This is a genomic window from Pantoea sp. ACRSC (assembly GCF_022346785.1).
GTDB classification, from domain to species: domain Bacteria; phylum Pseudomonadota; class Gammaproteobacteria; order Enterobacterales; family Enterobacteriaceae; genus Pantoea; species Pantoea alvi.
In genome coordinates this window covers 32096-44446 of record NZ_JAKRNN010000023.1, presented here as the reverse complement: position 1 = coordinate 44446, position 12351 = coordinate 32096, and the positions used below count along the sequence as shown (strand labels likewise).

Sequence of the window (12351 nt, the reverse complement as noted above, 5' to 3'; positions counted from 1 at the left end):
TGAAAATGCGGCAATGCTGATTGAATGAACAAGCTCACATTTTGAAACGTTGTTTTAATAAATTTATATGGGAAATCACATTTCTGAAATGGCGCTGGAAAATTGTCATAAAATGGCGTCAGCAGCCCGCTGAGCCGGGCGCTCTGTTTGTAAATACTAATGAGAACTACTATCAATTCGCCGTTTTTTTGCTATTATTCGCGCTTATCCATTATTCCTGCATATGAAGTTGGAGACGCAGCGTGGTAGCCAGTGATTTGATGCAAACGGACCTCTCCGTTTGGGGCATGTATCAACATGCTGATATCGTGGTAAAAGTGGTAATGATCGGCCTGTTGCTGGCGTCGGTGGTGACCTGGGCTATTTTTTTCGGAAAGTTTGCCGAGCTTAGCGCAGCGAAACGTCGACTGAAAAGCGAGCAGCAGGCGCTGAGCGAAGCCCGCAGCCTGGGCGACGCCGCCCGCGCCGCCGGACAGTTCAAGAGCCACAGCCACAGCGCGGCGTTGCTGAATGATGCCCAAAACGAGATTGCGCTTTCGGCGGGCGTCGAAGATACCGACGGCATTAAAGAGCGCACCAGCTTTCGCCTTGAGCGCCGCGTCGCCGCCTTTAGCCGCCACGCCGGCCGCGGCAACGGTTTTCTCGCCACTATCGGTTCCGTTGCGCCGTTTATCGGCCTGTTCGGAACGGTATGGGGCATTATGAACAGCTTTATCGGCATTGCGCAGACGCAGACCACCAATCTGGCGGTGGTTGCGCCAGGCATCGCTGAAGCGCTGCTGGCAACGGCTATCGGCCTGGTGGCAGCGATTCCGGCGGTGGTGATTTATAACGTCTTTGCGCGCATGATCGCCAGTTATAAAGCGTCGCTGGGGGATGTGGCCGCGCAGATTCTGCTGCTGCAGAGCCGCGATATCGACCTGGGCAACCTGAACGCGAAAAGCGCGGAAGCTCGCCCGGCCGCTCAGAAATTGCGCGTAGGTTAAGTTTATGGCGATGCGATTAAACGACGATCTGGAAACCGATGGCGAAATGCATGAGATCAACGTTACGCCGTTTATCGACGTTATGTTGGTTCTGCTGATCATCTTTATGGTGGCCGCGCCGCTGGCGACCGTGGATGTTCGCGTTAATCTGCCCGCCTCTACCAGCGCACCGCAGCCGCGGCCGGAGAAGCCGGTTTATCTGTCGATCAAAGCGGACAAGCAGTTCTATATCGGCAATGAGCAGGTGACGCCGGAAACGCTGGTGAGCGTGCTGAACAGCCAGACCGAGGGCAACAAAGAGACCACCATCTTCTTCCAGGCTGATAAGTCAGTCGACTATGAAACCCTGATGAGCGCGATGGATAAGCTGCGCGGCGCGGGCTATCTCAAGATCGGCCTGATGGGCATGGAAACGGCGGCGAAGTAAAGGCCGCGCGTGGGAAAAGGGCAGCCTCAGGGCTGCCCTTTTTGTTGGCTCGCGCGTCGGGTCTACTGCTGTAATTTGCGCAGGCAGCGGTCCATTGCGCTGACCACCCAGTCGATATCCTGCGCCTGGAAACAGAGCGGCGGGCGGATTTTCAGCACGTTGCCGTAGGGGCCGGCGACGGAGGTCAGCACAAACTCCTCGCGCAGCGCCTCCACCAGATCGAGCGCCAGACCTTTATCGGGCTGCTTGCTCTCCCTGTCCGTCACCAGTTCAAAACCGATAAACAGGCCAGCGCCGCGCACCTCACCGATGCACGGATAGGTCGCCTGCAAGGATTGCAGGGCCGCCAGCAGCGCGGCGCCGGTTTTCAGGCTGTGGGCCTGAAGCGCTTCCTGCTCAATAACATCCATCACCGCATGCGCCGCCGCCATAGAGACCGGGTTGCCGCCAAAGGTATTAAAGTAGGGCAGCTTATCGCTAAACGCCGCCATTACCGGCGCCTTCGCCATCAGTCCCGATACCGGAATGCCGTTGCCCATCGGCTTACCGGTGGTCACCACATCGGGAACCACCCCGTGTCGGGCAAAGCCCCAGAAGGCCTCGCCGGTGCGGGCAAAGCCGGGCTGCACTTCGTCAGCAATAAAGATCCCGCCGTTTCGATGCACCACCTCAATCGCCTGCTTTAAAAAGCCGGGCTGGCCGGGAAGCACGCCATCTGACGAGAAGATCGAGTCGGCAAGAAAGCCGGCAAACTTAATGCCGTGCGCGCTCATATCGTCGATCTGCATCTGGATCTGCTGCGCGAACCACGCCCCCTGATCCGCCGTCTGGATGCGGTAGAAATCGGGCGGCGCCACCAGCCGGGTGGTGGGAGAAAGCGGCTGACCGCTGCCCAGCGCGGGCGAGACGCCGGAGGTAAGCGCGCTGGTGCCGTGATAGGCTTCTTTTGAGACGATAATCCCCGTGCCGCCGCTCCAGCACTGGGCAATGCGGATCGCCAGATCGTTCGCCTCCGATCCGGTACACATATACATCGCCCGATCGATTTCAGCGGGCAGGGTGGCCAGAATGCGGTCGCTGTACGCCAGGATCGACTCGTGCAGATAACGGGTGTGGGTATTCAGCTGCATCATCTGCTTATGCACGGCGTCCACCACCGCCGGATGGCAGTGGCCAATGCTGGCAACGTTGTTGTACATATCCAGATACTGATTGCCCGCCTTGTCCCACAGATACTGCCCCTGTCCGCGTACCAGATGAACCGGATTGCGGTAAAACAGCCGATAGGACTCGCCCAGCACCTGGCTGCGCTTATCGGTCAGCTGGCGAATCGCCGGGGAGAGCCTCTCCGCGTGCTCAGCACGAAAGCTGTTGGTATCCATAATGGTTGAACGTACCGTCATCGTAACTCCTTGCTGCTGGTGCTGCCCGGCTGGGCAGCCGGGCTGATATAAGCGTTAGTCGGTTTCTGCGGCCACAGAGGTCTGCGCAATCGCGCCGCGGCGGGACTGGGTGGTAAGAAAATAGAGATAGCCCGCCACCATCAGCCCGACAAACAGCGCGCCGATCTGCGGGTTAAACCACAGCATCGCTATCAGGCAGATCGCCGCGCCGCACAGGGCAAAGGCCGGGATCAGCGGATAACCGGGCGCACGGTAGCTGCGCGCCAGCGTCGGCGCCGAGCGGCGCAGCTTAAACAGGCTCAGCATGCTCATGATATACATGACGATGGCACCAAATACCGACATGGTGATCATCGCCGCGGTCAGGCTCATGCCCTGAAAGCTGATGCCGTCGGAAAAAATGGCGAGGATACCGATCGCGCCGCCCGCCAGAATCGCCCGGTGCGGGGTGTTAAAGCGCGACAGCTTCGCCAGCGACGGCGGCAAATAGCCCTCGCGCGCCAGCGCAAAGAACTGGCGGGAATAGCCCATGATAATGCCGTGAAAACTGGCGATCAGGCCGAACAGCCCAATCCAGACCAGCATATGCATCCAGCGTGAATCGTTGCCCACCAGCATTTTCATCGCCTGCGGCAGGGGATCGTTAATGCCCGACAGCGTGCGCCAGTCGCCCGCGCCGCCGGCAAACACCATCACGCCAATCGCCAGCACCACCAGGGTTAAAATGCCGCTGATATAGGCGCGCGGAATAGTGCGGCGCGGCTCTCTGGCCTCTTCGGCCGCCATCGCTACCCCTTCAATCGCCAGGAAGAACCAGATGGCAAACGGAATAGCGGCAAACATGCCGGAGACCGCGGCCAGCGAGAATGACGTCTGACCCGCCCAGCCGTGAGCGACAAAGTTTGTCAGGCTGAAGCCTGGCGCCACCACGCCCATAAACACCAGCAGTTCAATCACCGCCAGCAAGGTGACCAGCAGCTCAAAGGTGGCCGCAATGCTGACGCCGACAATGTTGAGGCCCATAAAGATGGCGTAGGCGCAGACCGCGATAAGTTTGGGGTTCACCTCTGGAAACTGCACGTTGAGGTAGGCACCTATCGCCATCGCAATAGCCGGGGGAGCGAACACAAACTCGATCAGGGTGGCGATGCCGGCAATCAACCCGCCGGTGTCGCCGAAGGCCCGGCGGCTGTAGGCAAAAGGGCCGCCTGCCTGTGGAATGGCGGTCGTGAGTTCGGTAAAGCTGAAGATAAAACAGCTATACATAGCGGCGACAAAAAGGGTGGTCACCAGAAAGCCCAGGGTGCCGGCGGCGCCCCAGCCATAGCTCCAGCCAAAGTACTCTCCCGATATAACCAGTCCCACGGCGATACCCCAGAGTTGCAGGGTGCCCAGAGTGGGTTTCAGTTTCTCTTTCATCACTGCGTTCCCCGTCTGTGTAAAGTGAAAGGCGATGCCTAAAAAGCTGACGGGTAGATGATGGACACAGCGGCGAGAGAAAAACTTGACCGCAGAAAACAGAAACTCGTCGGCTGGGGTCAAGTTGCCCCACCACAGGCCGTGGTGACTCTGCTGAAGTCAATTTTTGTCTGCTCTCAGGTCAAGCGTGCGGGGCGGGTTCAGCGCCATGCTGGTTCCACACGAGGAGAGAGGGAGCCAGCGATGAGCATTAAGCAATATGACACCTTAAGTAACGACGCCATTCTTCAGCTTGCCCACCAGGCGTTGCAGGCCTATCCCGCCTGCCTGCACGCCGAGGTCAAACTGCTGTGCCGTTCCGAAAACGCGACCCTGTCTGTCAGCACCCCGCACGGACGCTATGCGTTACGCATTCACCGCGGCGATTACCACACGAAGCAGGATATTGAAAGCGAGCTGCACTGGCTGGACGCCCTTCAGGCCGCCGCGATCTGCGTGCCGGTGGCGGTGCGCGACGGGCAGGGCGGACGGATTCAGACGCTGCCGCTGGCGGAGGGCGGCGAACGCTATGCCGTGCTGTTCCACTGGATAGAGGGCGAGATGCTCACCGACGCGGTCGATCCGGCGGCCTTTCGTCAGCTGGGGCGCATCACTGCGCAGCTGCACCACCACAGTCGGCGCTGGCAAAAGCCGCAGGCGTTTCGCCGCATCGTCTGGGATCATCACAGCATGGTTTCGCCTGCCGGCCACTGGGGCGACTGGCGTGAGGTGGCGGGGTTAGCGCCGTCGCAGCACGCGGTGGTTGAGGAGACGCTGGCGCAGGTCGGTCGCGAGATGGCCGCATTTGGGCAGTCGCCCGATCGCTACGGCCTGATCCACGCCGATCTGCGTCTGACCAATCTGCTGGTTCATCAGGGCGAAACGCGGGTGATCGATTTTGATGACTGCGGCATGGGCTGGTATCTGCACGATCTGGCCGCGGCGATCAGCTTTGTCGAGCATCATCCCAGCGCCCCGCAGTGGGTAGAAAACTGGCTAAACGGCTACGAACAGGTGGCGCACCTCAGCGATGAGGATCTCGCCATCCTGCCGTCGATGCTGATTCAGCGCCGCATTCAGCTTACCGCCTGGGTCGCCTCCCATTGTGAAACGGAGATGGCCCGCAGCCTCGGCAGCGGCTGGGCCGGCGATACGGTGCGGTTGTGCCACCGCTACCTCGACGGCGCGCCTCTGCCGATCGGCCTGTAGCGCACTCTGGCGGTGCCTGCATGAGCGACAACAGTGCAACCGGCGGCGGCACGGCGCTAAATGGCTGTAATCTCATCTCCGGCGGCTGGTATGTTTCTTGCAGAAACTAACGATATTCAGTTTCAGGCGGAAAAGATCATGGCCAGCAGATTTCCCGAGGTTGCGCTGACGGCGATGTCCAGCGCAGGCAGCAGTCACCGTGGCGTCCTGTCGGCCGCCGCGACAGGACTGGGTGATTTCATCAATGCGCAGGGCGGCGATGTGGATCGCATTTTTGGCGTCAGCGGCATCGACGCCGCTACGCTCGCCTGCCCGACGCTGAGTCTGGATCTGGTGAACTACTGCCGGGTGCTGGAAGAGGCCGCCAGCCAGGCGGGGGTAGACAATTTCGGTTTGCAGTATGGCCATCAGTTCCGGCCGCAGTCTCTGGGCCTGATTGGCTATATCGGCCTCTGTTCGGCAACCCTGGAGCAGGCGCTGCGAAACGTGGTGAACGCCTTTCCCTGGCATCAGCACAATACCTGCGTCCGCCTGACGGAGCACAGCGATTGCTGGCAGCTCGACTATCAGGTGCGTCACGGCGCAATTCTTCTGCGCCGCCAGGATGCAGAGCTGACGCTGGGCATGTTTCTTAACCTGATTCGCCACGCGGCGGGGCGGCACTGGGCGCCGCGCGAAGTCCATTTTGAACATCCGCGCCCTGAGCACTGGCATGAACACTGTAAGGTCTTTGATGCGCCGGTCTATTTCGACCAGCCCTTTAACTCGATGATCATCGTTAAGGCGGATCTGAACCGCAAAATGCCGGATCACGATCCGATGCTGCTGCTGGTGATGCAGGATGCGATCCGTCGCCTCAGCCCGCCGGTGGTCAGCCAGGATACCGTTAACCAGACCCGCACCGATATTCATCTTCAGCTGCTGAATGGCGAACCCTCGCTGGAGATTATCGCCGAGAAGCAGGGACTCTCCGCCTGGTCGCTGCAGCGGCGACTGCGCGATGAGCAGACCAGTTTCTCCGCGCTGGTGGACAGCGTGCGCAAAGAGATGGCGACCCATTATCTGAAGCAGCACCATCTGTCGGTCTCTGAAATGGCGCTGCTGCTGGGGTATTCCGAGGTCAGCGCCTTCTCGCGCGCGTTCCGGCGCTGGTTTGGCTGCAGCCCGCGCGACTGCCGTAAATCGCAGAGCAGCGTTTTTCTCTGAGCGCGCGGCTGTGATTGACGGTCACGGGCGCAAGCGCTGACAAGCATACTCAGGCAGCGCCCGCCCGCGTAACGGTGAATTATGCTGCATAATTGCGGGGTTAATTATTTGTTACTCTTGGTTTCAGGATTGTAAAGTGCAATGGTGATATGCGTCACATTATTCGCGGCTCGCTCAGGCTAAAACGGAGAAAAAACGCAGGAAGCCACTATGAGTCACACTCCGTCTTTACAAAAGCCTCAGGGCAGCGCTCGAACCATTTTCAACGTTACCAGCGGTAACTTCCTTGAAATGTATGACTTTATGGTGTTTGGCTACTACGCCACCGCCATTGCAAAAACCTTCTTTCCCGGCGACGATCCTTTCGCCTCGCTAATGTTGACCCTGATGACCTTCGGCGCCGGATTCCTGATGCGGCCGCTGGGGGCTATCGTGCTTGGTGCCTATATCGACCATCACGGCCGCCGCAAAGGGCTGCTGCTGACGCTGGGGCTGATGGCGATCGGTACGCTTACCATCGCGCTGGTGCCGGGCTACGCCACGCTGGGCGCCGCCGCACCGATTCTGATCCTGCTGGGCCGCTTGCTGCAGGGCTTCTCCGCCGGGGTTGAGCTGGGCGGCGTCTCGGTCTATCTGGCGGAAGTGGCGCCGAAAGGGCGCAAAGGCTTCTTCGTCAGCTGGCAGTCGGGCAGCCAGCAGATTGCGGTGATCTTCGCCGCGCTGCTCGGCCTGCTGCTCAATCATCTGCTGGCGAAAGAGGCGGTAACGGAATGGGGCTGGCGTATTCCTTTCGTCGTCGGCTGTATGATCGTGCCCTTTCTCTTCTGGGTCCGCCGCATGCTGGAAGAGACCGAAGCCTTCAGCCAGCGCAAACAGCATCCGACTATGCGGCAGATTATGCGTTCGCTGGCGAGCAGCTGGGCGCTGGTGCTGGCGGGTATGCTGATGGTGGTCACCACCACCGTGATGTTCTATATGATCACCGCCTTTACCCCCACCTTCGGCAAAACCGTGCTGATGATGAGCGACAAGCAGAGCTTCCTGGTGACGCTGTTTGTTGGCGTCTCTAACCTGATCTGGCTGCCGATAATGGGCGCGCTCTCGGACCGCATCGGCCGCCGTCCGCTGCTGATTACCTTTACGCTGCTGATGATCGTCACCACCTGGCCGGTGCTGCACTGGCTGGTGGGATCGCCGACCTTTGCTCATCTGATGGAGGCGGAGCTGTGGCTCTCATTCCTCTACGCCAGCTATAACGGTGCGATGGTGGTCTACCTGGCGGAGATTATGCCTGCGGAAGTGCGCGCCTCGGGCTTTTCCCTCGCCTATAGCCTGGCGACCGCGCTGTTCGGCGGCTTTACGCCTGCGGTTTCCAGCTACCTGATCCACGCCACCGGCGATAAGGCGATGCCCGGCGTCTGGCTGACCTTCGCCGCCGTTTGCGGCCTGATCGGCACGCTGCTGATTGGCCGTATGGTCAGGCAGTACCGCGCGCGCCACAGCGGCGCGGCCGCCAGCGCCTCAGTCTAAAACGACAGATCCACCACCACGCTGTCCGTGTAGTTGCCTGCGGGCGGCGTGGTTTGCGTGGTAAGGATGCGCGCGGTATAGCTGTAGCCGCGCGTCAGTCCATCCGAGCTTACGCTGGTGGCGCTGGCGCTGCTGTAGCGTTCGGTGCCGCTCGGCCCCCAGCGGTTGCTGCTGGTTCCCTTGTAAATCTCATAGCTTAACCGGTTAGCACCGCTCGCCATCTGGCGCTGCGTGCCGCTGACATAGCTGCCGTTGCTTAATCCCACCGTGTAGGTGCTGCCTTTGCTGCACACCACATTAATGGTCTGCGACACGGCGGAGAAGCTGCCGACCAGCGGTGCGCTGCCGAAGCTGATATTGGGCGCGGTAATGGTGGTGCAGTCGTTGGTGACCACCATGGTAACGGTTATGGGAATAACACCGCTGCCGCTCTGCGGCGAGAGGCAGACGTTGCCGACGCCGACGCTGGTGCAGATGTTATAGGTCACCGCCAGGTTAAGCGTGGTGGTGTAGGTGCCGGCGGCCACCGTCTGGCCCGGCACGCTGCGCAAATAGACCGGAATAGCGAAGTTAAGGCTGCCCAGCAGGCCGGCGAGGTTGACCAGCACCGACTGGCTATAGACATAGGCGGCGGCACCAATGGTCAGCTCGGTGGCGCAGGCGCTGTCGACGCAGAGCTGCACCGGAATATTATCGCTGCCGGTGTCACCGCTGCGCTTGAGGGTGCCGCGCGTGCCGCTGACGCTGGTGGCGCCGGTTAGCTGGAAGGTGATCTGGTTATTGCCCAGCAGCGAGAGCGACGAGCCGGACCCGCAGTTGACGTTGGCGTTGGTCGAGGTCGCCTGCGCCGTAGTGTTAACCACAAAGGTGGTGACCGACCCAAAGCTGGCGGTGGAGCTGGGCAGGGCGCAGGCGGCGCGCGACAGCGTCGGAAAGAGCGCCAGCAGCGCCAGCAGCAGCAGGATTTTTTTCATGGCGTAATCCCTGAGGTAGAGTTATCGGCACTGGGCGTCGGCGCGCCTGCGGGGCGCGGCGGCAGCGGACAGATAATGGGCCCATAGGTCTTCAGCGCCTGCGGCTGGCCGCTGGCGATGGTCAGCTCGGCGCTGCAGCTGCGGCCGTCCGGTGTGGTGACGCGCATTGGATTGCTGGCGCGCAGATTTTCCAGCCAGGCGATGCCGTCCCAGCCGATATACCCGGTCGCCTCGCCGTCGCGCAGCACCTGACTGGAGACCGGCAGCGGCTGGCCGTCGGCATCCTGCAGGATCACGCTGGCGGCGCGCAGCTTCTCTACCGGGAAGTGCAGCAGATAGCCGCTCTGGCGTTTCACCGCAAAGCGCTGCTCGACGTTGGGCGTCGTCATATCGGCGGGCAGATCGAGCGTGTCGATATCGTACTTCGCCGGATAGTAGCTGCTGATTGAGGGCACCAGCAGATAGCCGTTGCGGTCGGTACGTCCCATTGACTGATTCTCATAGCGCACGTTGACGTCGGGGTAGCTGGTTTTCACCACCACGAAAGCGTCATTAATGGCGTTGGCGGCGAAGGTCTGGTTGTCCATCAGCACCAGCGACCCGGTGAGATCCGCCCACTGGGTGTTGTAGTCGTCGTCGCCGTAGAAGCCCGCCGAGGTGTCGATTTTGTTATTGCGCCAGCGCAGGCTTCCCTGGCGGTAGTCGCCGCTGTCGCCGCCCTGATGCGCCCAGGAGGCGTCCCAGGCGAAGCCGCCATCGCTCGGCATCGAGCGCGAAAGGTAGAGGCGCTGATTATTCTCACCCTGCTGGTCGCGCTCCATGCTTACCGAGGCGCTGCCGTGCTCGCCGAACGGGATCACCAGTGAAATTGCGCCGCTCCATGCGCCCTGCTGCTGGTCGCGGCTGGCGGAGACGTAGAGGCTTGAGTTGCCCCACAGGTTTTTGCTCCAAGAGAGGTTAAGCAGCCGCGTATGCTGGCCGTCGCCGCCGCTGATATCAATCCAGGCGGCGCCCAGGCTGCCGTACTGGCTCAGCGACAGGCTGGCGTTATACTGGGCGCTGCGGCGCGCCAGGCTGTAGGTGGTATTGCTGGTATCGCTGTTGCCGCTGCGGCTGCTGAGCAGGGCGAGATTGCCGAACTCGCGGCTGCGCAGAATATGCTGCGTGCCGATGCTGAACCAGCTGTTGTTGTACTGGTAGCCCCAGCTGTACTGCCTGCCGCCTGCACCGTTCATCTGGCTTTGCGCCGCCGCGCCGTTCAGCACGCCGAAGCTGCCGACGCGAAACATCGCGCCCGCGCCGCCCATCGCCAGGCTGTCGCTCCCTTCGGCATGGGTTTCCAGCGTCAGCCAGTCGGTGGCGCCGTAGCGCAGCGAGCCGCTCGCCGCCGCCTCGCCGTAATCGAAATTGTGAATGCCGTAGTTATCGCGAAACGCCCCGGCGGAAACCGAGTAGTCGCTCAGGCCCGCCTTCAGCAGCGTGCTGGAGACATAGAAGGGCAGCGTCGTCGTCACCTGACGCCCCACCGCGTCGGTGGTGGTGATCACCGCATCGCCCGCGCCGTTGACGAAAGGCACGTTGGTCAGCGACCAGGGCCCCGGCTGCACGTTCGCCTGGCTGGAGCGGTAACCGTTGATAAAGAGATCGACGGTGGAGGGCACCGCCGCCTGGCCGGAGAAGGCGGGCAGCGGATAGGTCACCAGATCGGGCCGCACGCTAAAATCGCGCCCGACCTGTATCCCGCCGAGGCGCACGCTGTTGCTCCAGCTCAGCGCGTCGGTGGTGAGATCGCCAGCGCGCCAGCTGACCACGTTGTTCTCATCTTCGTTGCTCCACCAGGTGTCGTAGCGGATATAGCCATCATCCTGCGCGGGCGCGCGGCCCTCTATCTGCTGCTGCCAGACGCCGTTGCTGGAAAACTGGCCAGCGGCCCCGAAAAAGCGCAGCTCGTTCCAGGCGGAAAGGCGGGTGCCCGCGTTGGTGGTGCGCGTGGCGTAGAGGTCGTAATTGAACAGCGCGCCGGTGGTGGCGCGGCCCGGATAGCGCGGCCCGTTCTGCGCCTCGCCAATCACCTGACCGGGGAGCCAGGCGGGCGGCACCGTCAGCAGCAGCCGCTGCCGGGCATCGTCATAATTCGCGCTGACCTCGGGCCACTGGCTGACGTCCACCAGCTGCGGACCCGGCAGTTTTTCCGCGGGGATGCCGGCGCGCTGCAGGTCGCCGGCGCGCACCAGCAGGTGGCCGTCGCGTCGCTCTACCGGCACGATAGCGCCACCATCGCGCTGGTTGACCACCAGCTCCAGCATATAGCGCTGGCCAGTGCCGCTGTTATCCAGCGACGGCGGCGGCGGCAGCGACGAAAAGGTCTCCGCCAGCGCGGCGGCCGGCGTCAGACAGGCGCAGACGCTGGCCACCGCCAGCGCGCAGGGGTGAAGAGCGCGCGGCATTTAGCGGCCGGGCGCGCTGCGCCACGCGCCGGCGTTGGTGTCCGCCGTTAACTGGCCGTTAACCGCGCTTTTCAGCGGCCAGCGGTTTTCGCTGCGCGCCAGCACGTAGCCGAACAGGCCGTCTCCCAGCTTGCGTCCGCCAACGGCAACGTTGCTGAGGCGCGCGTGGCCGCTGCCGCGATTGGTGAGCAGCAGCCAGGGGCGGCCGCCTTCGCTCACCTGCCGCCAGCTCAGCTCCGGCTTCGCCGCGTCGCGCGTCAGCCCCTCGCCGTAGACAAACAGCGGCACCGAGTAGCGCATTTGAAAATTGAGGCCCGCCTGGTTTTCGCCCGGCGTGCGCGGCGTCGGGATCTCATCAAGCACCACGCGGTAGGCCAGCTCCTGGCCCGCGCCGGGCGGCGTCTGCTTAATCAGGCGCACCAGCTGCTTTTTGCCCGGTTCGATGCGCACCAGCGGCGGGCTGGCGACAATGCTCTGCTGGGTGGCGTACTGCTCTTTGCCGCCGATCTGCTGCCAGCTAAAGATGCGCACCTGCATCAGCGTGGTGACGCTGCCGCGATTTTCCAGCCACAGCTCGCTCGCTTTTTCATCCGGGTTGATGCTGGGATCGATCGGCCAGATCATCAGCGAATTTGCCGCCTGAACGCTGGTCGTCAGCAGGGAAACAAACAACAACAGGGCGCGCATCATCAACGTTCTCCTTTAAGCATG

The 12351-nt window shown here is 61.8% G+C and carries 10 protein-coding genes; 5 read left to right on the top strand and 5 right to left on the bottom strand.

Translation table 11 applies throughout. The annotated features are described in order from the left end of the window. Positions 1-260 precede the first annotated feature (260 nt). Both exbB and exbD read left to right on the top strand, forming a co-directional pair. Entirely contained in the window at positions 261-986 is a 726-nt protein-coding gene (gene exbB / locus MHZ97_RS18585) for a tol-pal system-associated acyl-CoA thioesterase (RefSeq protein WP_199187294.1), read from the top strand. A 4-nt stretch (positions 987-990) separates the two neighbouring features. Next, a complete protein-coding gene (gene exbD, locus MHZ97_RS18580) occupies positions 991-1413 on the top strand; it encodes a TonB system transport protein ExbD (RefSeq protein ID WP_103794662.1) in 423 nt (140 codons plus the stop codon). 62 nt (positions 1414-1475) lie between these two features. Here exbD and MHZ97_RS18575 read toward each other — a convergent pair whose 3' ends face one another. Both MHZ97_RS18575 and eat read right to left on the bottom strand, forming a co-directional pair. Continuing rightward, positions 1476-2816, bottom strand: coding sequence for an aspartate aminotransferase family protein (locus MHZ97_RS18575; protein ID WP_103794663.1), 1341 nt, complete (start codon positions 2814-2816; stop codon positions 1476-1478). A 54-nt stretch (positions 2817-2870) separates the two neighbouring features. Further along, the gene (eat, locus tag MHZ97_RS18570; RefSeq protein WP_239315366.1) at positions 2871-4235 is read right to left on the bottom strand and encodes an ethanolamine permease; all 1365 of its coding nucleotides are present in this window, start codon (positions 4233-4235) and stop codon (positions 2871-2873) included. Positions 4236-4478: 243 nt separating this feature from the next. On the opposite strand from eat, the gene MHZ97_RS18565 reads away from it, so the two are divergent. The 3 genes from MHZ97_RS18565 to MHZ97_RS18555 all read left to right on the top strand — a co-directional run bounded on the left by MHZ97_RS18565 (position 4479) and on the right by MHZ97_RS18555 (position 8219). Beyond that, positions 4479-5483 (top strand): phosphotransferase enzyme family protein, encoded by a 1005-nt coding sequence (locus MHZ97_RS18565; RefSeq protein ID WP_103794665.1) that lies wholly within the window; start codon positions 4479-4481, stop codon positions 5481-5483. Positions 5484-5621: 138 nt separating this feature from the next. Continuing rightward, complete coding sequence (locus tag MHZ97_RS18560; protein ID WP_103794859.1) at positions 5622-6689, top strand: AraC family transcriptional regulator; 1068 nt, start codon at positions 5622-5624, stop codon at positions 6687-6689. Between the two features lie 210 nt (positions 6690-6899). After that, positions 6900-8219, top strand: coding sequence for an MFS transporter (locus MHZ97_RS18555; protein WP_239315367.1), 1320 nt, complete (start codon positions 6900-6902; stop codon positions 8217-8219). Here the strand turns inward: MHZ97_RS18555 and MHZ97_RS18550 are convergent. Genes MHZ97_RS18550 through MHZ97_RS18540 form a run of 3 tightly spaced genes read right to left on the bottom strand, consistent with a single transcriptional unit; the run spans position 8216 to position 12327 of the window. Beyond that, positions 8216-9193: a spore coat U domain-containing protein gene (locus MHZ97_RS18550; protein ID WP_239315368.1), complete on the bottom strand. Its 978-nt coding sequence runs from the start codon at positions 9191-9193 to the stop codon at positions 8216-8218. The genes MHZ97_RS18555 and MHZ97_RS18550 overlap by 4 nt on opposite strands. Then, complete coding sequence (locus MHZ97_RS18545; protein ID WP_103794668.1) at positions 9190-11640, bottom strand: fimbria/pilus outer membrane usher protein; 2451 nt, start codon at positions 11638-11640, stop codon at positions 9190-9192. Before MHZ97_RS18545 ends, MHZ97_RS18550 begins: the two co-directional genes overlap by 4 nt. Beyond that, positions 11641-12327 (bottom strand): molecular chaperone, encoded by a 687-nt coding sequence (locus tag MHZ97_RS18540; protein WP_199187300.1) that lies wholly within the window; start codon positions 12325-12327, stop codon positions 11641-11643. Between the last annotated feature and the right edge of the window lie 24 nt (positions 12328-12351).